Consider the following 24,582-nt stretch of genomic DNA (forward strand, 5'->3'; position numbering starts at 1 on the left):
CAGAACCCCTTCGCGATTTTCTTTTTACTAAGCGGTTGATATTCCGCCCTCAGGTAAAGTGTAAACGGCAGCGATAGCACTATTTGCTAAAATCTCATCCCGCCACCATGCGCTGGCAAGCCCAGCCGTCTGTTCATTCCACCCCACCCACACCGATTCGCTGTTGGTTTGCGCCAGCACTTGCTTCTCTACCAGCGCTCCACTTTCAATGAATCGCTGAGCGAGATAACGCGGTAAATACCCGCAGCCCAGGCCGCTGATTTGCAGCTCCAGCTTGGTTTTAAAGTCAAAAACGGTGATCGCTTCCTGATCGTCGAGCAGTTGCGATGAGGCGGCGCACTCAGGCAGCGAGCTGTCGCCGACGACGATTGCGCGACAGCCTTTAATGACGCGTCGCGGAATTGGCTCCGGCTCCTGAGCAAGAGGATGATGCGGGGCGACCACGAAAACCTGTTCAAGGGTACCGATACGCGCAAACCCAAAATCGCTCGACTGGGGTGGATCGCGCAGGGCACCGACGATGATATCCGCCCTCCCCTGAGTGAGAGCCTCCCAGGAGCCGCCCAGCACGCCGTTGATAAATTTGAGTCGGGTGACGCTGTGACGCTGATAAAACGCTTCGATCAGCGGAGAGAGTAACGAGAAGGGAAACGTATCATCCACGCCGATGATAAGCTCGTTCTCCCAGCCCTGATGAAGCTTGATCGCCTGTTTTTCCAGCTCGCGCACTGTGTGAAGCACCTCGCGCCCCTTCTCGAGCAGCATCTGCCCTGTTCGGGTGAAACGCGCGCGGTGACCGCTGCGATCGAGCAGCTGAATATTGAGGTCACTTTCGAGCTTGTGGACGGTGTAGCTTAACGCCGAGGGAGTTTTGAAGAGCTTCGCTGACGCGGCAGCAAAGCTCCCCTCTTTTTCGAGTGCATCGAGGATAATGAGAACATCCAGCAGCGGTTTCATGTCGCCCCCAAAACGGTGTGCGATCAAACCCGCTGGCAGGGTTATTCCATTGGCATCACCAGCGGATCGGGATATTGATACTCAAATCCCAGTTCACGACAAATACGATTGCCATCAATCACTTTGCCTTGCCCTTCCCCAGATGCGTCGCGAAATTGCGGCGGCTCAAGCCCAAGCTGTCGGGCCATCACGGGATAAAACTGACTTCGCGCCGGATGAGAGGGCGCACATATATTATAGATGTGACCGCCCTTCGGGGCCTGTAACAGGAGCGTAATTGCGCCGATCACGTCTTCAAGATGAACAAGATTGACGCCATGTTGCCCATTCGGTGCCGTTTTCCCGGCAAAGAAGCGCCCCGGATGACGTTCTGGCCCGACTAAACCGGCGAGGCGTAAAATATCCACCTGGGTACCCGGTAAGTTGTGCAGCCAGTCTTCCAGCTCTTTCAGCACGCGCCCGCTGGCGGTGACGGGCTTGCGCTCGGTACTCTCTTTCACCGTGCCTTCCACATCGCCGTACACCGACGTCGAACTGGTGAAAATAATGCGCGGAATGTGATGCGCCAGGGCGCTGTCGACAATCTCCTGCACGGCCTGATGATAAAACTCCTCGCCCGGCCCGCTGCGGCGTGCGGGCAATGTTATCACCAGCGCATCCACATTCATCAAGCTGTCGAGATCGTCCGTATCGCACACCAGCTCCGGTTCCAGGCGTAACTCGACGCCCTCAATGCCGCACATTCGCGCGGCCTCAACGCCGTCCACCGTGGTTTTGCTGCCGGTCACCTGCCAGCCTCGCGCCGTTAACGACATCGCCAGCGGCATGCCTAACCATCCTAAACCGACAATTGCGACCTTTTTCATGCGTTTTCTCCTGGCTTGCACGCGTCTGACTTAAGGCTACGCCAGCGCTGAGGAACTGACAATTCATAGCATCAATATGAAATGAATTAATGATTAAAAAAAGCCCTTGCTTTACACCGTGAATGTGGTTTAGGTTAAAAGACATCAGATGCATAAGCATTCACAGAGAATTTATATGACACGCGTTCCTTTTAAAAACCACCATCATCACCATCATCCTGACTAGTCTTTCAGGCGATGTGTGCTGGAAGACATTCAGATCTTCCAGTGGTGCGAGAACGCAAGAGAGAGCCCCCGGAAGATCATCTTCCGGGGGCTTTTTTTTGGACCGTATCCAGACAGGGTAATAAGGACAACAGAATGTTAGATAACTCACGTTTACGCATAGCTATTCAAAAATCAGGCCGCCTGAGCGACGATTCACGCGAATTACTCTCCCGCTGCGGGATTAAAATTAACCTGCACACGCAGCGCCTGATTGCCCTCGCTGAAAATATGCCGATCGATATCCTGCGCGTTCGCGATGACGATATTCCGGGCCTGGTGATGGATGGCGTGGTTGACCTTGGCATCATCGGCGAAAACGTGCTGGAAGAAGAGCTGCTGACCCGCCGCGCGCAGGGCGAAGACCCGCGCTATTTCACCCTGCGTCGTCTGGACTTTGGCGGTTGCCGTCTCTCCCTCGCCACCGCAGTGGATGAGGCCTGGGACGGCCCGGCTGGGCTGAACGGCAAGCGTATTGCCACCTCTTACCCTCACCTGCTGAAACGCTATCTCGATCAGAAAGGCGTGCAGTTTAAATCCTGTCTGTTGAACGGTTCCGTCGAAGTGGCCCCACGCGCCGGACTGGCGGACGCCATTTGCGACCTGGTCTCTACCGGCGCGACCCTCGAAGCCAACGGCCTGCGCGAAGTGGAAGTGATTTACCGCTCGAAAGCCTGCCTGATTCAGCGCGATGGCGACATGCCGGATGCCAAGCAGCAGCTGATTGACCGCCTGCTGACCCGTATTCAGGGTGTGATTCAGGCTCGCGAATCGAAATACATCATGATGCATGCGCCAACCGAACGTCTGGATGAAGTGATTGCTCTGTTGCCAGGCGCGGAACGCCCAACCATTCTGCCGCTGGCGGGCGATCAGCAGCGCGTAGCGATGCATATGGTCAGCAGCGAAACCCTGTTCTGGGAAACCATGGAAAAACTGAAAGCCCTGGGTGCCAGCTCCATTCTGGTGCTGCCGATTGAGAAGATGATGGAATAATTCCGCGAACAGTGCCCGGTCAGCGTTCGCGCATCCGGCAAAAGGAAAGTGATATGAGCTTTAATACAATCATCGACTGGAATACCTGCAGCACTGAACAACAGCGTGAACTGCTGACGCGCCCGGCCATTTCGGCTTCGGACAGCATTACCCGCACCGTGGCGGAAATCCTGGATAACGTGAAAGCCCGCGGCGACGACGCACTGCGTGAATACAGCGCCAGGTTTGACAAAACCGACGTCGGTGCGCTGAAAGTGACGGCGCAAGAAATTGATGACGCCTGCAACCGTCTTGGCGATGACATCAAGCAGGCGATGGCCGTGGCGGTCAAAAACATCGACACCTTCCACACCGCGCAGAAACTGCAGGTGGTGGACGTCGAAACCCTGCCCGGCGTGCGCTGCCAGCAGGTGACGCGCCCGGTGGCCTCCGTTGGACTCTACATTCCCGGTGGCTCCGCCCCGCTGTTTTCCACCGTCTTGATGCTCGCCACGCCGGCGCGTATCGCCGGTTGTCAGAAAGTGGTGCTCTGCTCGCCGCCGCCGATTGCCGATGAGATCCTCTACGCGGCAAAACTGTGCGGCGTACAGGACGTCTTTAAAGCAGGCGGGGCGCAGGCCATCTCCGCCCTCGCGTTTGGCACCGAATCCGTGCCGAAAGTCGATAAGATTTTTGGGCCGGGGAATGCCTACGTCACTGAAGCCAAACGCCAGGTCAGCCAGCGTCTGGACGGTGCAGCGATTGACATGCCTGCAGGACCGTCGGAAGTGCTGGTGATTGCCGACAGCGGCGCGACGCCGGACTTTGTGGCCTCTGACCTGCTCTCTCAGGCCGAACACGGTCCCGATTCCCAGGTGATTTTACTGACGCCGGACGCTGACATGGCGCAGCGCGTGGGCGAAGCGGTAGAACGCCAACTGGCAGAACTGCCGCGAGCCGACACGGCACGCCAGGCGCTCTCTGCCAGCCGCCTGATCGTGGCGAATTCGCTCGAGCAGTGCATCGCCATCTCTAACCAGTACGGCCCGGAGCACCTGATCATTCAAACCCGCGACGCCCGTTCTCTGGTCGACGGCATCACCAGCGCCGGTTCCGTGTTCCTCGGTGACTGGTCGCCTGAATCCGCAGGCGATTACGCCTCTGGGACCAACCACGTGCTGCCAACCTACGGCTACACCGCAACCTGTTCAAGCCTGGGGCTGGCTGATTTCCAGAAGCGCATGACCGTGCAGGAATTGTCCCGTGAAGGTTTTGCCGCCCTCGCCTCCACGATTGAAACGCTGGCCGCCGCCGAGCGCCTGACCGCCCACAAAAACGCCGTGACGCTGCGCGTTGCCGCCCTGAAGGAGCAAGCATGAGCATTGAAGAATTAGCCCGCGAAAACGTTCGTCGACTGACACCCTATCAATCTGCTCGTCGCCTGGGGGGGAATGGTGATGTCTGGCTAAATGCCAATGAATTCCCGACGGCAGTCGCGTTCGAGCTTTCCCAGCAGACGCTGAACCGTTATCCGGAGTGCCAGCCAAAGGCGGTGATTGAAAATTACGCCCAGTACGCGGGCGTGAAGCCGGAGCAGGTGCTGGTCAGCCGTGGGGCCGATGAGGGTATCGAACTGCTGATTCGCGCCTTCTGCGAGCCGGGCAAAGACGCGGTGCTCTATTGCCAGCCGACTTACGGCATGTACAGCGTTAGCGCCGAAACGTTTGGCGTGGCGTGTCGCAACGTGCTGGCGCTGGATGACTGGCAGCTTGATCTCCCGACCATCGCCGAGAATCTTGACGGCGTGAAAGTGATTTTCGTCTGCAGCCCGAATAACCCAACCGGCCAACTCATTAATCCGCAGGATATCCGCACCCTGCTTGAGATGACGCGCGGCAAAGCGCTGGTTGTTGCCGATGAGGCCTATATCGAATTTTGTCCTCAGGCGACGCTGGCGGGCTGGCTGGAAGAGTATCCGAATCTGGTGGTGCTGCGTACGCTTTCGAAAGCCTTCGCACTGGCCGGTCTGCGCTGCGGATTTACGCTGGCGAATAAAGAGGTCATCGATCTGCTGATGAAAGTGATCGCCCCTTACCCGCTGTCAACGCCGGTCGCCGATATCGCCGCGCAGGCGCTGGCACCCCAGGGCATCAACGCCATGCGTGAGCGCGTAGCGCAGATTCTGGTGGAGCGTCAGTATCTCGTCTCTGCCCTGAAAACGCTGCCCTGCGTGGAGCAGGTTTTTGACTCGGAAACCAATTACATCCTGGTGCGCTTCACTGCCTCCAGCGCCATATTTAAATCTTTATGGGATCAGGGCATTATCTTACGAGACCAAAACAAACAACCTTCCCTGAGCGGCTGTCTGCGCATTACCGTGGGCACCCGGGAAGAGAGTCAGCGCGTGATTGACGCCCTGAAAGCGGAGAAAGTATGAGCCAGAAGACCCTTTTTATCGATCGCGACGGCACTATTATTGCTGAGCCACCAAGTGATTATCAGGTCGATCGATTCGACAAACTGGCTTTTGAAGCTGACGTGATCCCGGTTCTGCTTAAGCTGCAGAAAGCGGGCTATAAGCTGGTGATGATCACCAACCAGGACGGACTGGGCACCGACAGCTTCCCGCAGGCCGATTTCGATGGCCCGCACAATCTGATGATGCAGATCCTCACTTCGCAGGGTATTACCTTCGATGACGTGCTGATCTGCCCGCACCTGCCCGCGGATAATTGCGACTGCCGCAAACCGAAAGTGAAGCTGGTTGAGCGCTATCTTGCCGAAGGCGTGCTGGATAAAGCGAATAGCTATGTGATTGGCGATCGCGCAACCGATATCCAGCTTGCCGAAAACATGGGCATTCAGGGGCTGCGTTTTGACCGCAATGAGCTGAACTGGGCGACGATTGGCGATCAGCTCACCAAGCGTGACCGTTACTCCCACGTCGAGCGCAACACGAAAGAGACGCAGATTGACGTAAAAGTGTGGCTGGACCGCGAAGGCGGCAGCAAAATTCACACCGGCGTCGGTTTCTTCGATCACATGCTGGATCAGATTTCGACCCATGGCGGATTCCGCATGGAGATCAACGTGAAGGGCGATCTGTACATCGACGATCACCACACCGTTGAAGATACCGGCCTGGCATTGGGCGAAGCCCTGAAGCTGGCGCTCGGCGATAAGCGCGGCATTAACCGTTTTGGCTTCGTGCTGCCGATGGACGAATGTCTGGCCCGCTGCGCGCTGGATATCTCCGGCCGTCCGCACCTGGAATATAAAGCCGACTTTACCTATCAGCGCGTCGGCGATCTGAGCACCGAGATGGTTGAGCACTTCTTCCGCTCGCTCTCCTACACCATGGGCGTGACGCTGCACCTGAAAACCAAAGGCAAAAACGATCACCACCGCGTCGAGAGCCTGTTTAAAGTCTTTGGCCGCACGCTGCGCCAGGCGATCCGCGTGGAGGGCGATACGCTGCCTTCATCGAAAGGGGTGTTGTGATGAACGTTGTCATTCTGGATACCGGTTGCGCGAATCTCAACTCGGTGAAATCGGCCATCGCGCGCCACGGCTATGATCCGGTGGTCAGCCACGATCCGGACGTCGTGCTGCGCGCCGACAAACTCTTTTTACCGGGCGTCGGAACCGCGCAGGCGGCGATGGATCAGATCCACGAGCGTGAGTTGGTCGAGCTGATTAAAGCCTGCACCCAGCCGGTGCTGGGCATTTGCCTGGGGATGCAGATCCTGGGGCGTCGCAGCGAAGAGAGCAATGGCGTGGACCTTCTGGGTATCATCGAAGAAGATGTGCCAAAGATGACCGATTTTGGCCTGCCGCTGCCGCACATGGGCTGGAACCGCGTTTACCCGAAAGCGGGTGACCGGCTGTTTCGCGGTATCGAGGACGGGGCCTATTTCTACTTTGTGCACAGCTACGCCATGCCGCTGAACCCGTACACCATCGCCCAGTGCAATTACGGCGAGCCATTCACGGCAGCGGTCAACAAAGATAATTTCTTTGGCGTGCAGTTCCACCCGGAACGTTCGGGTGCTGCGGGTGCGCAGTTGCTGAAAAACTTCCTGGAGATGTGATGATTATTCCCGCATTAGATTTAATTGACGGCACCGTTGTCCGTCTCCATCAGGGCGATTACGGCCAGCAGCGCGACTACGGTAACGATCCCCTGCCGCGTTTGCAGGATTATGCGGCGCAGGGCGCAGAAGTGTTGCACCTGGTCGATCTCACGGGCGCAAAAGATCCGGCGAAACGTCAGATCGCACTGCTGAAAACCCTGGTCGCGGGCGTTAACGTTCCAGTGCAGGTGGGCGGTGGTGTGCGTTCTGAAGAGGATGTTGCCGCCCTGCTCGAAGCAGGTGTGGCGCGGGTAGTGGTCGGCTCGACGGCAGTCAAAAACCCGGAGCAGGTTAAAGGCTGGTTCCGCCGCTTTGGCCCCGACGCGCTGGTGCTGGCGCTGGATGTGCGCATTGATGAGCAGGGTAACAAGCAGGTAGCGGTCAGCGGCTGGCAGGAAAATTCCGGCGTGACGCTGGAAAAGCTGGTTGAAATTTATCTCCCCGTAGGGCTGAAACATGTCCTTTGCACGGATATCTCCCGCGACGGGACGCTGGCTGGTTCTAACGTCTCGCTGTATCAGGAAGTGTGCGCCCGCTATCCGCAGGTGGCTTTCCAGTCATCGGGCGGTATTGGCGATTTAGCGGATGTAGCCGCTCTGCGCGGCACCGGCGTGCGCGGCGTCATCGTGGGACGCGCTTTACTGGAAGAGAAGTTTACTGTGACGGAGGCGATTCAATGCTGGCAAAACGGATAATCCCGTGTCTGGACGTGCGCGATGGCCAGGTGGTGAAAGGCGTGCAATTCCGCAATCACGAAATCATCGGCGACATCGTCCCCCTCGCAAAACGCTACGCCGATGAAGGCGCAGACGAACTGGTCTTTTACGATATCACCGCCTCCAGCGATGGCCGTGTGGTGGACAAAAGCTGGGTCGAGCGCGTAGCGGAAGTGATCGATATTCCGTTTTGCGTGGCGGGCGGAATTAAATCGGCGGAAGACGCTGCGCAGATCCTCTCCTTCGGCGCAGACAAAATTTCCATCAACTCCCCTGCCCTGGCAGACCCGGAGCTGATTACCCGGCTGGCGGATCGCTTTGGCGTACAGTGTATCGTGGTGGGGATTGATACCTGGTACGACGCGGCAACCGGCAAGTATCACGTAAATCAATATACGGGCGATGAAAACCGCACCCGCGTGACGCAATGGGAAACGCTGGACTGGGTACAGGAAGTGCAAAAACGTGGTGCAGGTGAAATCGTACTGAACATGATGAACCAGGATGGCGTGCGTAACGGCTATGACCTGGAGCAACTCAAAAAAGTGCGTGCCGTGTGCCGCGTGCCGATGATTGCCTCTGGTGGTGCTGGAACGATGGAACACTTTCTGGAAGCCTTCCGCGATGCGGATGTCGACGGCGCGCTTGCGGCATCGGTGTTCCACAAGCAGATTATCAATATTGGCGAGTTAAAAACGTTCCTGCTTAACCAGGGCGTGGAGATTAGGGTATGTTAACTGAACAACAACGGGCTCAGCTGGACTGGGAAAAAACGGACGGATTATTGCCGGTGGTTGTGCAGCACGCCGTGTCAGGCGAAGTCCTGATGCTGGGCTATATGAACCAGGATGCGCTGAGCACGACGCTTGAGAGCGGGAAAGTCACCTTTTTCTCGCGCACTAAACAGCGTCTGTGGACCAAAGGCGAATCCTCCGGTCATTTCCTCAATGTGGTAAGCATTACCCCTGACTGCGATAACGACACCCTGCTGGTACTCGCAAACCCTATCGGGCCAACCTGCCATCTGGGCACCAGCAGCTGTTTTGGCGATGCCAGCCATCAATGGCTTTTCCTGTATCAGCTCGAACAACTGCTCGCCGCGCGTAAAACCGCCGATCCGGAAAGCTCGTATACGGCAAAACTTTACGCGAGCGGAACCAAGCGTATCGCCCAGAAAGTGGGGGAAGAAGGCGTGGAAACAGCACTGGCTGCAACCGTAAACGATCGCGATGAGCTGACCAACGAGGCGTCTGATTTAATGTATCACCTGCTGGTGTTGCTCCAGGATCAGGATCTCGATTTAACGGCGGTGATTGAGAATTTGCGAAAACGGCATAAATAAAAAAAGACCGGGGATATCTTTGTGCTGGTTACCTGAGTAACCAGCATCACTAGATAAAAAATTAAAAAATATCACTCCAGTTACTAGACTATATTCATTTGCATTTTTGACCAAAATCGACCAAGGCCCTAATTAGGGTTGCCCCTTAGCTTTTCAAATTTAGTTAATTATATTCAGATAACCTCAAAGAAATAAGGGAGCTTTAAGATACTCTTGGCGTACCATTAATCGTTTCATCTTCTTCCCCATTTCATTTTTTGGCCATTTCTTGTTCAAAATTGGCAGGTTGAATGTTAGAGGCGAATGCTGTTAGTTGTATGCAGCCTGTTATTTTAGGGTTCTGAGGGAGTATGCTATTCTTAATTATTCCTTGATCCAATTTCATCATCGGCGGCGTAGTAACACCTATCACCAAAGGCACTAACTTGGAAATTCAAATATGTGGCCCCTTGTTCTTGCCACAGAAATTAATCTTGCATTTCTAGGCTGCTAACAACACACCAATTTTTAATTGAAAATCAATAATCATGCAGACACGATACTAACATTTAGAAATAATATTGATCGTTGCATCTCAGTTTTATATACATTTACTCAGAAAGCGTTTATTGTTGAGTGCTTCCGCGGTCACGGAAAGGAAAATAAATTAATAAAAGATTTAATATTTGCATCATTCTTATTTCAGGTCTATGTTTCACTATAAAGAGATAATTTATACATTGTCATCATACCGTGAATCGCAACTTTTATCTCCTGCATAATCTTCTGTCTCCTTGATGTCCGCAGCAATAATTCTCCATTCGTTTATCAAAATGGTTTAGCCCACAAGACGTAGGAAAACCAAACTCACTTGGTTCGGGCTTCAGTGATGAATTTGTTATCGCCCAGCATGAGAACATTCCAAATAACTTGCAGTTAATTTCAACTAAATAGAACTTGTTAGGTTTAAGCCGTTCTTCTTCAAAGCCATCCGCAGGAAATAGGGATCCTATTTGGACTCTCACCAAATATTTAGTAAATTATAATAATTATTCTCACAGCATTTTGATTCTTATCACTGACGCTTAGTCCACGCGTTGGGTTTATTATTGCTGAGTAGTAGTTAAACTTTATCTATTTGCAGATGAATATCTCGGTGCTAAGTTAAGCTACCCTACAAGATTTACTTCATAGATGTGACAAAGGCGACATTAAAGTTTACTATAGTGATATAAAGATCACAGAGCCTAATGCTGTATTAAAATATGAGGGTCGCCCAAGACTTCACGACGTGGTAAACTTGGAAGTTAACTCAATCAACTGATTTGCATAACGTTTCATCACCTCTAACTCAGGCTAGCACTATGAATTGGGTGCTCGATGAACGGCTTTCATGCGACAAAAATCAAAAAATACAGCTAACATCAATTTCTATTAAAAATCATTGGTATCCAGAATGTTGAGGCTTTAATGATAAAGTATACAGAGCAAGAAAGAGTAAGTATTTATTATGCAAAGGCTCTAGGAATCATATTGGTAGTGATTGGTCAATTTAATAATTTAGCATCTGATATTTTCAGGCCTTACATTTATCACATGCCTCTTTTCTTTTTCATCGGCGGAATGGTGTTCAGACCAAAAAATTTATATGACATAGTTAAAAATACAGTTATTAAATATTTTACATACCTCGTATTCTGTTATGTAATAACAGGGCTCATTGCATTGTTACTCAATCATTACTTTGGTACTTTAGCCAGAAATCCTTTTGGATCATCAATATTAGAAACCATTCAAATAATTAAAGATAATAAATTCAATAATAATCCATTATTTATTTTTGGATGGTTTCTTCTGTGTTACCCGCTGGTTATATTAATAAGCAATATTTATCACAAAATATTTATAAAAAATGTGTCAGTCATTGTCTTTATTGCCATTCCTTCCCTCGCATCATTTTTTGCGATGAATTATCTTTCTAAAGAAGCTTTATCAACACAAAGCTTTTCACTAAATATATTATGTCAAATAATTGTTGGGAGCTTTTTTTATTTACTAGGCTCAATAATAAAAGAAAAAATATTTAAATTAAACAATATATCCATCCTTCTTTTTCTTCTTTTGACATTCTTTACATTAAGTAATATGCGAATAATTTCAGAGATGGGTATGTCATTCAGTCGATATCCGTATGGATTTATAGTGCACACTATTGGAGCGATGCTCGGGATAGCTATTGTATTCAGTATATCAAGTATTTTATCATCATCAACTTATAGTAAGACACTTGGATTAATAGGTGGGAAAAGCAAAGACATTATGACATTCCATATGCTTTCATTTACTATGATTGATATTTTCTTTATTATCTTTAATGTATATAAGCAACCAGAAGCACCTGCCATAACCTCTCATTTCCAAGATAATTATACCTTTCCTATATACCTGTTTGGATCAATTATCATTTCAATATTAATAGGCTATGTAATCAAGAAAATAACATTTTCATATATTACATAAAAAGGTATAACGGTCTCACTTAACTAAGTTATATATAACGCCCAGCGAAATGGGCATTATATATTTATTTTTTTAAAATCATTTAACTCAAATATTATAAAACTTCTGGACACCGTAAACTGAAATAAGAATATAGCCAGTTTACTCTCGCTGAGTATAACACGGTATTTCATTCATAATATAGCTTGTCATGGTGCGATGATATTACATTGGATGCTTGGGACTTTACGGCATAAGGGCTCATTAACCTTAATCTGACCGCACGGTTCATTTCAGGGCATACTGGAAGAGATTCATATGCAAGTTGGTTCTTATCAGAACATAATATAAGCGAGATCTTGGAGAAGCTAATCAACGAATTAAGCTAAGTTGGCTTATCATTACAGATAACGAAAGAAATTGGTCTCCCAGATGTTCCTTGCAACATCCCTGGCTAATACTGTTTTCATTCATTGGGAATAAATTATAACTGAGGGATTGGACAAAATCCCTCAGTTAAATAAAGTCTGAACTTACCAGTCAGGACTTCGTACTGTAATTGCGAAGTGCGTTACGTCCCAATACAAACCCCGCGCCAATGGCACCACCGAGTAAAATAGAAAGAATCATTATAATAGTACGTTTAGGGCTATCGCGGCGAATAGGTAGATCTGGTTTCATTACATAACGATAAACATGAATGGTCGCGGGATCAACATTTAGATTCTGGATGTCCAGAAGATTCTGTTTGGTCTGATAATAGGTTGAAGAGAATACCAGTGGGCGTGTAGACTCATGTTGAATCATAGAGTTAAGTGCCTCACTACCTAAAAGGAACATCGTTTCCTGCGTAACATCTTGGGTTTGCTGAACCTGCGGAGCAGTAATTTTAGCCGCCTGAGCGAACTTCAAAGCTTCGCTTATCTGTTTGATACGTAGATCTTTTTGTTCCTGAGATACTTTTTCCTGGTTTTGTAGAGAATCATTCAGTGTAATTATTTGTAGTTTAATATTGTCTTTAAGATCAATATCAAGCTCTTTCGCGGTCTGTTCATCGACCTGCTGAATGTATTGAGCCAGTTGTTTCTGCGCGGCTTCAGCGGTTTCCCCTGCATAGGTAACAACCAAGGGCAAAGACTGTCCCTTTACTGCTGAATCAATAGTTAACTTTTCCGGTTCTTGTTGATTGTCCAGAGATTGTGCCAATGCAGAAAATGCTGAGTTGAAACGTGCTACTACACGCAGTTGGGATTCCAGCATCGACGGCGCCGCATTACCGTAAAGAATGTTAAGAGCAGTGGTGTAGGTAGCAATTTGAGCGGCATCGGGCTGAGTGATAATCGCAGTAGAGGTCCATTTCTCCTTTGCAAAGGTCAAATAAACGCCAGCGAGAACAATAGCGACAGCGATAAATGCAGCAATCGTCCACTTCCCACGCCAAAGCTGCATTACTAAATCAATGAAATCAATCTGATCCGGGTCATTTCGGTTAATGACCTCGTTATGGCTATTCTGGGACATAAAATCCTTCAACAATAAAATCACAAAAAATATTATCTAGATAGTGTATCGCTTGCTGGCAATTTTTCTATAAGAATCCGATGAGAATCTGTCGACTGGTGAAGTTTTGCTTACTCCACGCTTAGAGGTATGATGTGCGCCATAGGTTTTACGCTTAACAGATAGCAGTTTTTGATTCTAAAGAGGATGGATATGAAATTTCTGGTCACTGGTGCAGCGGGTTTTATCGGCTCACACGTCAGTAAGCGTCTTTTAGACGCAGGGCATCAGGTTGTCGGTATCGACAATCTCAACGACTACTACGATGTCAACCTGAAGCAGGCGCGCCTGGATCTGCTGACATCCGGGAATTTCAGCTTTCACAAACTCGATCTGGCCGACCGCGAAGGCATGGCAGCCCTGTTTGCCGACGAGAAGTTTGACCGCGTCATCCATCTTGCCGCTCAGGCAGGCGTGCGTTACTCGCTGGAAAACCCGCATGCGTATGCAGATGCCAACCTGACCGGCCATCTGAACGTACTGGAAGGTTGCCGCCATAACAAGGTTCAGCACCTGCTGTACGCCTCCTCGAGTTCGGTCTATGGACTTAACCGTAAAATGCCCTTCTCCACCGATGATTCTGTAGACCATCCGGTTTCACTTTACGCTGCGACCAAAAAAGCCAACGAGCTGATGTCGCATACCTATTCGCATCTTTATAACTTGCCTACCACCGGCCTGCGCTTCTTTACGGTGTACGGGCCGTGGGGCCGTCCGGATATGGCGCTGTTTAAGTTCACCAAAGCGATGCTCGAAGGCAAAAGCATTGATGTGTACAACTACGGCAAGATGAAGCGTGATTTCACCTACATTAACGACATTGCCGAAGCCATTATTCGTCTGCAGGATGTTATTCCACAGGCAGATGAAAGCTGGACCGTTGAAGCAGGCACACCAGCAACCAGCTCCGCTCCCTATCGCGTCTACAACATCGGTAATAGCTCGCCTGTTGAACTGATGGATTACATTACAGCGCTGGAAGAAGCGTTAGGCATTAAAGCAGTTAAGAATATGATGCCGATTCAGCCGGGTGATGTACTGGAGACCAGCGCGGATACCAAAGCGCTGTACGAGGTGATTGGCTTTAAACCTCAGACCTCTGTGAAAGAAGGCGTGAAGAATTTCGTCGACTGGTATCGTGATTTTTACAAGGCTTAAAACAACAATGCCCGGCAGTGCCGGGCATTTTCTCGATGCGTTTAGCAACAAAGCTTAATCACTTCCGAACAGATCGCGGGTATAGACTTTATCCGCCACGTCCGCCAGCTCTTCTGCCATACGGTTTGAAATAATTACATCGGCGTCTTTCTTGAAAGCGTCCAGATCGCGAATGACCCGTGAATGGAAGAACTCGTCTTCTTTCATCGCCGGTTCATAAATAATTACCTGCACGCCTTTCGCTTTAATACGCTTCATGATCCCCTGGATGGAGGATGCGCGGAAGTTATCTGACCCGCTCTTCATGATCAGACGATACACGCCCACCACTTTCGGCTGACGCGCCAGAATGGAGTCAGAGATGAAATCTTTACGCGTACGGTTTGCTTCCACAATCGCGGAAATCAGGTTGTTTGGCACCGTCTGGTAGTTCGCGAGCAGCTGCTTGGTATCTTTTGGCAGACAGTAACCGCCGTAGCCGAATGACGGGTTGTTATAGTGGTTGCCAATGCGCGGGTCCAGACAGACACCTTCAATGATCTGTTTGGTGTTCAGGCCAAGGCTTTCCGCGTAGCTGTCCAGCTCGTTGAAGAAGGCCACACGCATCGCCAGATAGGTATTGGCGAAAAGCTTGATAGCCTCAGCTTCAGTGGTGTCGGTGAACAGTACATCAATATCTTTCTTGATCGCCCCCTCCTGCAACAGCGCCGCAAAGCGCTCAGCACGTGCGGAACGCTCACCAATAACAATACGCGATGGATACAGGTTGTCGTAAAGAGCCTTGCCTTCACGCAGGAATTCTGGAGAGAAGATCACGTTATCGATGCCCAGTTTCTCTTTAATTGACTGGGTGAACCCGACAGGGATAGTCGATTTGATGATCATCACGGCTTCAGGATTCAATGCCACTACATCTTTAATCACTGCTTCTACGCTGGAGGTATTGAAGTAGTTGGTCTTCGGATCATAATCCGTTGGAGTGGCGATAATCACATAATCTGCACCGCGGTATGCGTCTTCTTTATCGGTTGTTGCACGGAAGTTGAGCGGCTTGTTGGCCAGGTATTCCTCGATTTCTTTGTCAGCAATCGGGGAGATCTTCTGGTTAAGCATATCCACTTTGGCCTGCACGATATCCAGCGCCACCACTTCATGATTTTGTGCGATCAGAATACCGTTAGATAGACCGACATAGCCTGTTCCGGAGATTGTAATTTTCATTCGTTCAACTTCTTCAAGTATGAGTGTCAGGAGGCATCTACAATGCCACCGCTGTAAACAACTGTTGAGGTTTTTACCTCTTATGTTTATGCACTGTCAAGGCAAAGACCTTGCTACCGTAGCGGGATAACAGTGTCAATTATTCGGCAATTTTCGCATGAGACTGTGGAAAGCGAGGAGACACGGGGAAAGGAACAATAAAAAAGCCCGGTAACGATAACCGGGCCTTGCTATCAGACTGAGTTAAATCAGATTAATCCAGCCATTCGGTATGGAACACACCTTCTTTGTCAGTGCGCTTATACGTGTGTGCACCGAAGTAGTCACGCTGCGCCTGAATCAGGTTCGCAGGCAACACCGCTGCACGGTAGCTGTCGTAATACGCAACTGCAGCTGAGAAAGTCGGAACCGGAATACCGTTCTGGACCGCGTATGCAACAACATCACGCAGTGCTTGCTGGTAGTCGTCAGCAATTTTCTTGAAGTACGGTGCCAGCAGCAGGTTAGCAATGCCTGCGTTTTCCGCGTAAGCATCGGTGATTTTCTGCAGGAACTGGGCGCGGATGATGCAACCGGCGCGGAAGATCTTGGCGATCTCACCGTAGTTCAGATCCCAGTTGTTCTCGTCAGATGCAGCACGCAGCTGAGAGAAGCCCTGTGCGTAAGAGACGATTTTGCCCAGGTACAGTGCGCGGCGAACTTTCTCGATGAACTCAACTTTGTCAGCGGCAGGTTTAGCCTGTGGGCCAGACAGCACTTTAGAGGCTGCAACGCGCTGCTCTTTCAGAGAAGAGATATAACGTGCAAACACGGACTCAGTAATGAGAGACAGTGGCTCACCAAGATCCAGAGAGCTCTGGCTGGTCCATTTACCGGTACCTTTATTCGCCGCTTCGTCCAGAATCACATCAACCAGGTATTTACCCTCTTCGTCTTTCTTGGTGAAGATGTCTTTGGTGATGTCGATCAGGTAGCTGTTAAGCTCGCCAGTGTTCCACTCAGTGAAAGTCTGCGCCAGTTCTTCGTTGGAAAGATTCAGGCCGCCTTTCAGCAACGAGTAGGCTTCAGCAATCAGCTGCATATCGCCGTATTCAATACCGTTGTGAACCATTTTCACATAGTGACCCGCACCGTCTGGACCGATGTAGGTCACGCACGGTTCGCCATCTTCTGCAACAGCGGCAATTTTAGTCAGAATAGGCGCGACCAGCTCATACGCTTCTTTCTGACCGCCAGGCATGATAGATGGGCCTTTCAGGGCGCCCTCTTCACCGCCAGACACGCCGGTACCGATGAAGTTGAAACCTTCAGCAGAAAGCTCACGATTACGACGAATGGTGTCGTGGAAGAAGGTGTTACCGCCATCAATGATGATGTCGCCTTTATCCAGATACGGCTTCAGGGAATCGATAGCAGCATCAGTACCCGCACCTGCTTTCACCATTAACAGGATACGACGCGGCGTTTCCAGGGATTCAACAAACTCCTGTACCGTATAGAAGGGAACCAGCTTCTTGCCAGGGTTCTCGGCAATCACTTCTTCGGTTTTTTCACGGGAACGGTTGAAAACGGAGACGGTATAACCACGGCTTTCGATGTTGAGCGCCAGGTTGCGCCCCATCACTGCCATACCGACAACGCCGATCTGTTGTTTGGACATTACATACTCCTGTCAGGTGTGGTCACCGCGCAAGGTATGCGCGGCTTGAAATGTATGCCTGATGTTAACTCAGGAAACTCGATTTTGGATAGTAGCGTATTTAACCCACTGTGCCATTAATGATTTGGTGTATAAAAATCGTCCAACATCTGCGAATAAACTAGCCTTGACGGTTTCTAACAATCTGATACAAAGCTTTTTTCATTCTTCCAGGGGTGATACGGAAAACTGTTCGCAATAATGCGAATTTCAAAAATTGCGCTGTTGTAATAAAGTTAATGTTTCGCTGGAAACTCATAACCTGAAGCTCATATTTCAGATAGGAAATTCCACGGCGAGCCATCAGATCACGTCCGGATCTCATCTTTAGCAATACTTCCGGGATATTAGCAAATTTAGCATTATTGACGAGCAATAGACTCCACAACGCAAAATCCTGAGATTTTCGAAAGGATGGATAACCCCCAACTGAAAGTACTGTACTTTTTTTAAACATGACTGACGGATGACTAACGGCACTTCTCTTTTTGGCAAAGATAACAATATCTTTATGACTCAAAGGGACCTTGCGTGTTGAAATATATTCTTCAGAAGTGGTATCTATTTCATCAATATAGGTTCCACATACATCTATGTCTGGATGATGTTGAAAAAAATCAATTTGTCTTTCAAAACGAGCAGGCAGTGAAATATCATCTGCGTCCATTCGCGCGACATACTCATTACGGCAACAGTGGAGGCCAGCATTCAGAGCAGCAGCTAAACCAACGTTTTGTGGAAGTTGCACAAAAGTAATAAGCCTTTCTGATACCTCTTTCCCAAAACTTTCAATCACATCAATTTGTGCTTGCGCTAGCTGCCCGTCTGCAACAATAACAATTTGCTCAGGTTTACGAGTTTGAATGTCATATATTGATCTTAACGCAACCTCAAGATAGCGAGGTTCATCATCTTTGTAGATGCTGATTAATACTGAAAATTGTTCTGTCACTAGACTCATTTCATTATTCCACTACGCCCAGCAATACCATCAGATATTCCTTTGATGAAAAATTTTAAGCGTTCTTTGCCTTTTGGTAAGAACATTGGATAAAATATAACTTTCCCAGAAAGCTTAATTAGACTTGAAATTTTCCAAAAAAATGGCACATGCTTTTCATTTAATAAAAGGAAAATATTACGTGTAGCATAGTAATGCCTGAAAGGACTTGGCATACCAACGGATACTACATTCATTATTTTAAAACGGCCGTCACCTAATCGATGTGCAAGTAACGCATTTTTATTACGAATTACCTTGAAACCGGCATACCTAAGTCTCCAACAGTACTCATGGTCCACCGCATCTATGAAGAGATCGTCGCGCATGCCACCAATAACTTCCCAAGCTTTTTTTGGTATAAGACTACCTGAACTTAGCGTACTATCAACATCGAAATAGCTATCAGTGATAGGGGTACCTTTTTTTACTCGAGCCTGATTCACTTGCCCTGTTATTTTATCATAATCTTGTACACCAACCAAACCGGGATTTTCACCTGCAGAAACCATTTCGTTATAACAGTTAATCAGTTCTTGAACCATATTTTCATGCGGTGTACTGTCTTGATCCATTTGTAAAACAAAATTAGCGCCGTTTTCAAATGCCCATTTCATCCCAATAGTCTGAGCCTCAGCAATACCGAGATTTTTACCGAAGTTGATAATATGCAGTGATAAGCTTGTATTAATTTCATCCACTGAAATATCAAAATTTGAATTATTGGAAATAACTACAAAATCAGTTTGCCTTAATAAGTTATCAACTAAAACTCTCAGACTTTCAATTTCCGGTTGATATGTAGTAATTAAAGAAAATACCTTATCCATTAATAGCTCTCGGTTTTTGACTAGCAAATGCCATGAATCGTGAAATTCCATACAGGGGCAAATACACCATCATAATTGATATTAATTGCCCTATTGCATAGGTCATATCCTGCTCCATGTAAATAGTATTCGAAGCGAGCAAAACATAAAATATTAGCCCCAAAAAATCGGGTTTTGTTTTCAATAAAATTTTATTCCGAATAAAACTAAAGAGATATCCAATTACAAAAGAATAAAAAACAGACAATACAGGACCTAAATAAAATAATCCAAAAACATTATGTCTTGGATTCGGCCCGGAAACCATGTCAGTATTATAATGACTCCAAAACACCTGTAACCCGAGGTTAACTGGCAGTTTATCCCAATCTAATATCCTGAAAGCTCCAAAAAAATCCTTAAATAATGCCAGGAAAAAGTTACCAGATTCCATGTTTTCAATTTGCCCATACGGATAGGACATATAATATATATCCCCCGTATTAATAAATCTCATTGCAAGTACAGAAACAGCTGTGTTTAGATCAGAGTTCCCTGTTTGATATATGATAGTAATTACACCACCAAAAAAACCAAGAATGAATAAGACAAATGAAATTGTATTTATTTTTTTGAATACTCGCGGTGATACTGCGAACCTATGTGAAAAAATTGCAACGTAGCTTAGACTGAATATTATAAAGAGTACTGCAGCTTTTGATCCACTTAAAACAGCAACAAGTAAACCAAACATAATTACAATGAAATCAGTCATTTTATACAAAACTCCTTTATTAATAAAAAGGAGTCGATAGAATGCGACGGCTATAGCAATGACTTGTGTTACCTGTATCACACGGTTCACCATGCCAAACCCACCACCACCAGAAAATATTTCTAGCCGAGAAGCCATTAATAACGGAATACCACTGGTATAGTACACAACAAATTGACACACGATGAATAATATAACGGAAAGTGGATAAATTACTGTTATAAATCCAGAATACGTAGGCAGTGGAGCTAATTGAGAAGATCGAATTTTTTTCGCTGGAATTTTTCTATTCGATAATACTCCAAAAAAGAAAGCGATCTGAGTGGCAAGGAAAGAATAGAAATAGTAATCGGAAATATAACCAAGAGAGTACAAAAAGAAGACAACTGAATACCCTGAACCACCAGCAATGATCAGGAAATTTATTGGATCAAATAAGCTATAAATTTGTTTTCTTAATAAGAAATAAACAGAAAATATTGTTATTAATGTAATAGGTAAACCAAAACCAAGATGACTTGCATATAAATCCGCGAAAGTAGCCTTATCCATATAAACCTCGTAGAATATATAACATCTTAATAATCTTACGGATTTTAGAGGTTATAAACACAGGATATTTTTTCAAATCAAGCCAATAAGTTTTAAGATATATTCTTGCAAGGCCATTATATAAAACACTTGCAGAATAGTTTACTTTATTAAATTCTGCATTAGCTACTTTTAGATAGTCACCACTGCGGCTAGCATTATGCAAATGCACCCGATATCCAGCAATGCACCGTTTATTGAAAATAACTTTTTTATCTGCTAATAATCTAAGAAAATAATCCCGGTCCTCTGCTCTTAATGTCTCATTGTATCCACTCAATTCAACATATGTGGATTTTTTTTGCAATAATGCAGGCCCAGGAACAACCCAATTGAAAACTAGCTCTTCCGCTATATTTTTTTTCAGCCTTTTTATGGATGCATTCCGATATTCAAAAAAGGCACTTTGACAGATTACCGCATTATTTCCATCCACCACGATGCAATCGCTTATAACTGCATCTGCACGTGCTTTAAGCAACAACTTCATAGCCTGAGTTAAGCCACCTTCAAGGAGGTAATCATCGCTGGCAATTACATAAATATACTCAGAAGTAGCATAACCAGCACAAATATTTAATGTTTTTGTAACTCCCATGTTTACATGGTTTTTAATAAAAATAAAAGAAATATGACTATTATTATGAATGTTAATGTAGTTATCAATTATTTTAACGGAGTGATCTTTTGACTTATCATCGCAGATGATAACTTCAATTTCCCCGGAATACGACGCTCTAACACCGTCAAGACATTGTGCAATATATTTTTCATGGTTATAGCATGGTATCAATACGCTTACTTTAGGTAGATTCATAACTATCTTTTTTATCCCGGATAATATATTTCATGGCAAAAAAAACAAAAACTAAATAGATGATGTAATTTATTGCATACGCAATATTAGCGCCATTTGTTTCAAAATGAGGAACCAAAGCAGAAGTTAATAGCACTAATGACCCAGCAAAAAACACCTCACTACTTACAAACCATTTTGTGGCACCGCGGGATATCATCGGATAAGCATAAAGCCAACTTGTGATCTTCAGAACATCGCCTACAAGCTGGATAGCAAAGAGCTCTCGCGCAGCGCGAAATTTTTCAGTAAAAAGAATAGTGATCGCCAGGTCGCGAAACAAATACACACCGACAGCCATTAGAATAACAATTGGTATAATTATTATGGCAGTATTATTAATCTCAGCTCGTATATCGTTGTACGATTTGAGTTTCGCTAGCTGTGGTAAAAAATAAATCCCCAAAGCCATCGTCATTACACTGAGATAGACTTCTGAAATCTTCCACACTGCTTGCCATTGTCCGGCAGCATCCCAACCTACATGAGAAATAATAATTTTCCTAACAGCTATTAACGCCAATGGCATGCTAACTGCAGATGCAATTGCAATTAAAATATATCCACCGACTTTTTTTCTATTCTCTGATTCAGTTTCTCCCCACCAATATGTCAGCTTTAACCACGGTTGCCTTAAACAGGAGATAAGCATCACGATGCCAATAAGCCCTGACTGTACAGATGCAGCAATAAGTGCACCATTAACACCCCACATAATGATCAGAGCAACCATAATGGTTGTTGACATAATAACCGATATAATACCAAGTGTTACAAATCGTTTGTAATGTTGATGACCATTAATCACAGAATTTATTAACGTTGCCATTGCAGAAAATGGTAGCGTCAAAAACATTACGCAGATTAACCAGCCATAATTAGGAACTTCGAATAACCAGTTTGAAATATGCTTTGAGAGTAATAATCCAACAGGAACAAGAGAAACACAAAATACGGCCACCCATTGCACTGATGCTCGCCACCATGGCGAGCATGCAGTATAACCACTATCGCAATTTTCAGATGTATATCTTACAATGGCATTGCTTGTAGGTGCGTTGATAATTCCGTTGAGCATAGTAATCAGATTTTGCGCCTGACCCAACAATGCCATTCCGGTTGTTCCTGTATACACTGCAATGATTTTCGATACCAAAAATCCGGCCATCATTCTGCTTAAAGTAAGTAACCCCGTAAAAAAGGTTACACTCAACAGTTTTTTCATGCCTGAAACTCATTCAGTTTTTCAATGACATAATTTATTTGCGCATCATCCATAGTTGGATCGATCGGTATTGAAATTACTTCTTCATGAATGGATTCAGTCAGAGGGTAACTTAAATCATTATATTCTGAATACGCTTTTTGCTTGTGTGGTGGAATTGGATAATGAATTAAAGTCTGAATGCCAAGTTTAGCTAAGAAATCAGAGAGCTGTTTTCTAAATTTTGTTTTAATAACAAAAAGATGCCAGACGCTTCGCTCTTCAATATCATTAAGTGGCAACTGTAAATAAGGGTTTTTAATACCTGCTATATATTTCTCTGCAATTTTCTTTCGAATATCGGTATCTTCATCCAGGTATTTGAGTTTTACACGTAACATTGCAGCCTGCATTTCATCGAGGCGACTGTTAACACCCTTGAAAATATTCTCATATTTTTTGTGGGAGCCATAATTACGTAATGCACGCAGGACCTGATTAAGCTCATCGTCGTTAGTTGTTATTGCACCAGCATCCCCAAGAGCTCCCAAATTTTTACCAGGATAAAAACTAAAACCGCTAGCATGTCCCCATGAGCCTGCACGCTTGTTGCCGATGCTAGCACCATGAGCCTGTGCTGAATCTTCAAGAACCAGCAAGTTATTTTCTTTTGCAAAAGCCATAATTTCATCCATCGGGCAAATTCGACCATACAGATGAACAGCAATGATTGCTTTAGTTCTAACCGTTGCAGCTTTCTCTATACCGGCCAATGTCAGATTATATGTACTGGCGTCAGGCTCCACAAAAACTGGCTTAAGGCCATTCTCACTTATCGCTAATACTGTAGCAATATAAGTATTAGCTGGTACCAGAATCTCATCGCCTTCATGCAATTTACCGAGTAATTTCCATGCACGAATTGTCAGTATTAATGCATCCAGGCCATTGGCAACACCAACACAATGCTTTGAACCACACCATTGGGCAAATTCTGTTTCAAAGGAATCCAACTCCTTTCCTGCGATATACCAACCCGAATCGATGACCCTCGCGCAAGCGTCTTTTAATTCAGCATTAAAACGAGAATTTACATTTTTAAGACTCAGAAATTCAATTTCCATTTTTAGATATACCCATTATTTTAGCTGGATTACCATATACGATAGAATAATCTGCAACATCTTTTGTAACAACAGAACCTGCTCCGACCATACACTTTTCTCCTAAGGTAATTCCCGGAAGAATAGTGACATTAGCTCCGATGGAAGCGCCTTTTTTTACATGAATAGTGTCAAACTCTTTACTATGATTTTTGGAACGAGGATATTTGTCATTGGTAAAAGTGACACATGGGCCAATAAAAACGTCATCTTCAATAACGGTATTATCCCAAATATAGACCCCAGATTTAACTGTCACACGGTCACCTATTTCAACCTTACCTTCCACCAAGGTATGGGCACAGATATTGCAATCTTTACCGATTTTAGCGCCAGCTAAAATAACAGAAAATTGCCATATCCTTGTTCCTTCACCGATATCATTGGTCTGAACATCACTTAAGGGATGAACATACATTTTTGTTTACCTTATCCAGGAACGCATCGTAATCTCGAATATAGTCATTCTCATCATAGTGACTGTCTGCCAATACCATTAGCACGCAGTCCTCCGAAAAATCATACATTTCACGCCACATACATGAGTCGATAAGTAAACCTTGCGCTGGATTATCCAACAAAATTTCTACACGCTCCTTTCCATCATCTAAAACAAATCGACATGATCCACGCATCGCGATAGCAACCTGCTTAAGTTTCCGATGCGCATGCAACCCACGTCTTACACCTTCTTTGGTGTTGAACATGTAATAAACACGCTTGATTTCGAAAGGAATATTATTTTCTTCCTCTAAGGCAATCAGTGAACCTCGATCATCTCCATGAGCCTGGAGTGGGATAATTTTGATGTCCAT

The 24,582-nt window shown here is 46.5% G+C and carries 24 protein-coding genes and 1 other annotated feature; of the genes, 11 read left to right on the plus strand and 13 right to left on the minus strand.

Annotation, left to right across the window (positions count from 1 at the left end; genetic code table 11):
* Nucleotides 1-27: 27 nt before the first annotated feature.
* Both F153LOC_RS12825 and F153LOC_RS12830 read right to left on the minus strand, forming a co-directional pair.
* Nucleotides 28-957, minus strand: a complete 930-nt coding sequence (locus F153LOC_RS12825) for a LysR substrate-binding domain-containing protein (RefSeq protein ID WP_100780849.1) — start codon at nt 955-957, stop codon at nt 28-30.
* A 41-nt stretch (nt 958-998) separates the two neighbouring features.
* The gene (locus F153LOC_RS12830; protein ID WP_102104061.1) at nt 999-1,823 is read right to left on the minus strand and encodes an SDR family oxidoreductase; all 825 of its coding nucleotides are present in this window, start codon (nt 1,821-1,823) and stop codon (nt 999-1,001) included.
* 175 nt (nt 1,824-1,998) lie between these two features.
* On the opposite strand from F153LOC_RS12830, the gene hisL reads away from it, so the two are divergent.
* The 10 genes from hisL (at nt 1,999) to F153LOC_RS12885 (ending at nt 11,752) form a co-directional block, all read left to right on the plus strand.
* Nucleotides 1,999-2,049 (plus strand): his operon leader peptide, encoded by a 51-nt coding sequence (hisL, locus tag F153LOC_RS12840; protein WP_099516347.1) that lies wholly within the window; start codon nt 1,999-2,001, stop codon nt 2,047-2,049.
* Nucleotides 2,025-2,148, plus strand: a sequence feature (His leader region). Its footprint overlaps the gene before it by 25 nt.
* 35 nt (nt 2,149-2,183) lie before the next feature.
* Nucleotides 2,184-3,083 carry an ATP phosphoribosyltransferase gene (gene hisG, locus F153LOC_RS12845; RefSeq protein ID WP_100779649.1) on the plus strand — a complete coding sequence of 300 codons (900 nt, stop codon included), beginning with the start codon at nt 2,184-2,186 and terminating at the stop codon, nt 3,081-3,083.
* Between the two features lie 53 nt (nt 3,084-3,136).
* Nucleotides 3,137-4,441, plus strand: a complete 1,305-nt coding sequence (gene hisD / locus F153LOC_RS12850; protein ID WP_102104062.1) for a histidinol dehydrogenase — start codon at nt 3,137-3,139, stop codon at nt 4,439-4,441.
* Complete coding sequence (hisC, locus tag F153LOC_RS12855; protein WP_102104063.1) at nt 4,438-5,499, plus strand: histidinol-phosphate transaminase; 1,062 nt, start codon at nt 4,438-4,440, stop codon at nt 5,497-5,499. Before hisD ends, hisC begins: the two co-directional genes overlap by 4 nt.
* The gene (gene hisB, locus F153LOC_RS12860) at nt 5,496-6,563 is read left to right on the plus strand and encodes a bifunctional histidinol-phosphatase/imidazoleglycerol-phosphate dehydratase HisB (protein ID WP_102104064.1); all 1,068 of its coding nucleotides are present in this window, start codon (nt 5,496-5,498) and stop codon (nt 6,561-6,563) included. The genes hisC and hisB overlap by 4 nt, the downstream gene beginning before the upstream one ends.
* Nucleotides 6,563-7,153, plus strand: coding sequence for an imidazole glycerol phosphate synthase subunit HisH (gene hisH, locus F153LOC_RS12865; RefSeq protein WP_102104065.1), 591 nt, complete (start codon nt 6,563-6,565; stop codon nt 7,151-7,153). Before hisB ends, hisH begins: the two co-directional genes overlap by 1 nt.
* A complete protein-coding gene (hisA, locus tag F153LOC_RS12870; protein ID WP_102104066.1) occupies nt 7,153-7,890 on the plus strand; it encodes a 1-(5-phosphoribosyl)-5-[(5-phosphoribosylamino)methylideneamino]imidazole-4-carboxamide isomerase in 738 nt (245 codons plus the stop codon). The genes hisH and hisA overlap by 1 nt, the downstream gene beginning before the upstream one ends.
* Nucleotides 7,872-8,648 (plus strand): imidazole glycerol phosphate synthase subunit HisF, encoded by a 777-nt coding sequence (gene hisF, locus F153LOC_RS12875; RefSeq protein WP_102104067.1) that lies wholly within the window; start codon nt 7,872-7,874, stop codon nt 8,646-8,648. Before hisA ends, hisF begins: the two co-directional genes overlap by 19 nt.
* Complete coding sequence (gene hisIE, locus F153LOC_RS12880; RefSeq protein WP_100779642.1) at nt 8,642-9,253, plus strand: bifunctional phosphoribosyl-AMP cyclohydrolase/phosphoribosyl-ATP diphosphatase HisIE; 612 nt, start codon at nt 8,642-8,644, stop codon at nt 9,251-9,253. The genes hisF and hisIE overlap by 7 nt, the downstream gene beginning before the upstream one ends.
* A gap of 1,449 nt (nt 9,254-10,702) precedes the next feature.
* Nucleotides 10,703-11,752, plus strand: coding sequence for an acyltransferase family protein (locus tag F153LOC_RS12885; RefSeq protein WP_102104068.1), 1,050 nt, complete (start codon nt 10,703-10,705; stop codon nt 11,750-11,752).
* A 519-nt stretch (nt 11,753-12,271) separates the two neighbouring features.
* Here the strand turns inward: F153LOC_RS12885 and wzzB are convergent.
* Nucleotides 12,272-13,252, minus strand: coding sequence for an LPS O-antigen chain length determinant protein WzzB (wzzB, locus tag F153LOC_RS12890; RefSeq protein ID WP_102104069.1), 981 nt, complete (start codon nt 13,250-13,252; stop codon nt 12,272-12,274).
* A 192-nt stretch (nt 13,253-13,444) separates the two neighbouring features.
* Between wzzB and F153LOC_RS12895 the strand changes: the two genes are divergently transcribed.
* A complete protein-coding gene (locus tag F153LOC_RS12895) occupies nt 13,445-14,449 on the plus strand; it encodes an NAD-dependent epimerase (RefSeq protein ID WP_102104070.1) in 1,005 nt (334 codons plus the stop codon).
* Between the two features lie 54 nt (nt 14,450-14,503).
* On the opposite strand, the gene ugd is transcribed toward F153LOC_RS12895, so the two are convergent.
* From ugd to F153LOC_RS12945, 10 genes are all read right to left on the minus strand, one after another.
* Nucleotides 14,504-15,670: a UDP-glucose 6-dehydrogenase gene (gene ugd / locus F153LOC_RS12900; protein WP_102104071.1), complete on the minus strand. Its 1,167-nt coding sequence runs from the start codon at nt 15,668-15,670 to the stop codon at nt 14,504-14,506.
* A gap of 253 nt (nt 15,671-15,923) precedes the next feature.
* Complete coding sequence (gene gndA / locus F153LOC_RS12905; RefSeq protein ID WP_100779638.1) at nt 15,924-17,330, minus strand: NADP-dependent phosphogluconate dehydrogenase; 1,407 nt, start codon at nt 17,328-17,330, stop codon at nt 15,924-15,926.
* A gap of 160 nt (nt 17,331-17,490) precedes the next feature.
* Nucleotides 17,491-18,330 carry a glycosyltransferase gene (locus F153LOC_RS12910; RefSeq protein ID WP_102104072.1) on the minus strand — a complete coding sequence of 280 codons (840 nt, stop codon included), beginning with the start codon at nt 18,328-18,330 and terminating at the stop codon, nt 17,491-17,493.
* On the minus strand, nt 18,327-19,199 hold the full coding sequence (locus tag F153LOC_RS12915) for a glycosyltransferase family 2 protein (RefSeq protein ID WP_102104073.1): 873 nt from the start codon (nt 19,197-19,199) through the stop codon (nt 18,327-18,329). The genes F153LOC_RS12910 and F153LOC_RS12915 overlap by 4 nt, the downstream gene beginning before the upstream one ends.
* Nucleotides 19,192-20,505, minus strand: a complete 1,314-nt coding sequence (locus F153LOC_RS12920; protein ID WP_146003466.1) for an O-antigen polymerase — start codon at nt 20,503-20,505, stop codon at nt 19,192-19,194. Before F153LOC_RS12920 ends, F153LOC_RS12915 begins: the two co-directional genes overlap by 8 nt.
* Nucleotides 20,498-21,361: a glycosyltransferase gene (locus F153LOC_RS12925; protein ID WP_102104075.1), complete on the minus strand. Its 864-nt coding sequence runs from the start codon at nt 21,359-21,361 to the stop codon at nt 20,498-20,500. Before F153LOC_RS12925 ends, F153LOC_RS12920 begins: the two co-directional genes overlap by 8 nt.
* On the minus strand, nt 21,348-22,625 hold the full coding sequence (locus F153LOC_RS12930) for an O-antigen translocase (RefSeq protein WP_102104076.1): 1,278 nt from the start codon (nt 22,623-22,625) through the stop codon (nt 21,348-21,350). The genes F153LOC_RS12925 and F153LOC_RS12930 overlap by 14 nt, the downstream gene beginning before the upstream one ends.
* Nucleotides 22,622-23,728 carry a DegT/DnrJ/EryC1/StrS aminotransferase family protein gene (locus F153LOC_RS12935; protein ID WP_102104077.1) on the minus strand — a complete coding sequence of 369 codons (1,107 nt, stop codon included), beginning with the start codon at nt 23,726-23,728 and terminating at the stop codon, nt 22,622-22,624. The genes F153LOC_RS12930 and F153LOC_RS12935 overlap by 4 nt, the downstream gene beginning before the upstream one ends.
* Complete coding sequence (locus tag F153LOC_RS12940) at nt 23,718-24,185, minus strand: acyltransferase (RefSeq protein WP_102104078.1); 468 nt, start codon at nt 24,183-24,185, stop codon at nt 23,718-23,720. The genes F153LOC_RS12935 and F153LOC_RS12940 overlap by 11 nt, the downstream gene beginning before the upstream one ends.
* Nucleotides 24,163-24,582: an FdtA/QdtA family cupin domain-containing protein gene (locus tag F153LOC_RS12945; RefSeq protein ID WP_102104079.1), complete on the minus strand. Its 420-nt coding sequence runs from the start codon at nt 24,580-24,582 to the stop codon at nt 24,163-24,165. Before F153LOC_RS12945 ends, F153LOC_RS12940 begins: the two co-directional genes overlap by 23 nt.

It is taken from the genome of Lelliottia sp. F153, from assembly GCF_002870005.1.
Lineage (GTDB): Bacteria > Pseudomonadota > Gammaproteobacteria > Enterobacterales > Enterobacteriaceae > Enterobacter > Enterobacter nimipressuralis.

Excerpts from the sequence above, each read along its gene's own strand:
- F153LOC_RS12910 (WP_102104072.1), bottom strand. The coding sequence starts at position 18,330 with ATGAGTCTAGTGACAGAACAATTTTCAGTATTAATCAGCATCTACAAA.
- gndA (WP_100779638.1), bottom strand. The coding sequence starts at position 17,330 with ATGTCCAAACAACAGATCGGCGTTGTCGGTATGGCAGTGATGGGGCGC.
- F153LOC_RS12895 (WP_102104070.1), top strand. The coding sequence starts at position 13,445 with ATGAAATTTCTGGTCACTGGTGCAGCGGGTTTTATCGGCTCACACGTC.
- F153LOC_RS12920 (WP_146003466.1), bottom strand. The coding sequence starts at position 20,505 with ATGGATAAGGCTACTTTCGCGGATTTATATGCAAGTCATCTTGGTTTT.
- hisH (WP_102104065.1), top strand. The coding sequence starts at position 6,563 with ATGAACGTTGTCATTCTGGATACCGGTTGCGCGAATCTCAACTCGGTG.
- wzzB (WP_102104069.1), bottom strand. The coding sequence starts at position 13,252 with ATGTCCCAGAATAGCCATAACGAGGTCATTAACCGAAATGACCCGGAT.
- F153LOC_RS12945 (WP_102104079.1), bottom strand. The coding sequence starts at position 24,582 with ATGGACATCAAAATTATCCCACTCCAGGCTCATGGAGATGATCGAGGT.
- F153LOC_RS12935 (WP_102104077.1), bottom strand. The coding sequence starts at position 23,728 with ATGGAAATTGAATTTCTGAGTCTTAAAAATGTAAATTCTCGTTTTAAT.
- hisA (WP_102104066.1), top strand. The coding sequence starts at position 7,153 with ATGATTATTCCCGCATTAGATTTAATTGACGGCACCGTTGTCCGTCTC.
- F153LOC_RS12830 (WP_102104061.1), bottom strand. The coding sequence starts at position 1,823 with ATGAAAAAGGTCGCAATTGTCGGTTTAGGATGGTTAGGCATGCCGCTG.
- F153LOC_RS12925 (WP_102104075.1), bottom strand. The coding sequence starts at position 21,361 with ATGAATCTACCTAAAGTAAGCGTATTGATACCATGCTATAACCATGAA.
- F153LOC_RS12885 (WP_102104068.1), top strand. The coding sequence starts at position 10,703 with ATGATAAAGTATACAGAGCAAGAAAGAGTAAGTATTTATTATGCAAAG.
- hisB (WP_102104064.1), top strand. The coding sequence starts at position 5,496 with ATGAGCCAGAAGACCCTTTTTATCGATCGCGACGGCACTATTATTGCT.
- ugd (WP_102104071.1), bottom strand. The coding sequence starts at position 15,670 with ATGAAAATTACAATCTCCGGAACAGGCTATGTCGGTCTATCTAACGGT.
- F153LOC_RS12915 (WP_102104073.1), bottom strand. The coding sequence starts at position 19,199 with ATGGATAAGGTATTTTCTTTAATTACTACATATCAACCGGAAATTGAA.
- hisG (WP_100779649.1), top strand. The coding sequence starts at position 2,184 with ATGTTAGATAACTCACGTTTACGCATAGCTATTCAAAAATCAGGCCGC.
- F153LOC_RS12825 (WP_100780849.1), bottom strand. The coding sequence starts at position 957 with ATGAAACCGCTGCTGGATGTTCTCATTATCCTCGATGCACTCGAAAAA.
- hisC (WP_102104063.1), top strand. The coding sequence starts at position 4,438 with ATGAGCATTGAAGAATTAGCCCGCGAAAACGTTCGTCGACTGACACCC.
- hisIE (WP_100779642.1), top strand. The coding sequence starts at position 8,642 with ATGTTAACTGAACAACAACGGGCTCAGCTGGACTGGGAAAAAACGGAC.
- F153LOC_RS12930 (WP_102104076.1), bottom strand. The coding sequence starts at position 22,625 with ATGAAAAAACTGTTGAGTGTAACCTTTTTTACGGGGTTACTTACTTTA.
- F153LOC_RS12940 (WP_102104078.1), bottom strand. The coding sequence starts at position 24,185 with ATGTATGTTCATCCCTTAAGTGATGTTCAGACCAATGATATCGGTGAA.
- hisD (WP_102104062.1), top strand. The coding sequence starts at position 3,137 with ATGAGCTTTAATACAATCATCGACTGGAATACCTGCAGCACTGAACAA.
- hisF (WP_102104067.1), top strand. The coding sequence starts at position 7,872 with ATGCTGGCAAAACGGATAATCCCGTGTCTGGACGTGCGCGATGGCCAG.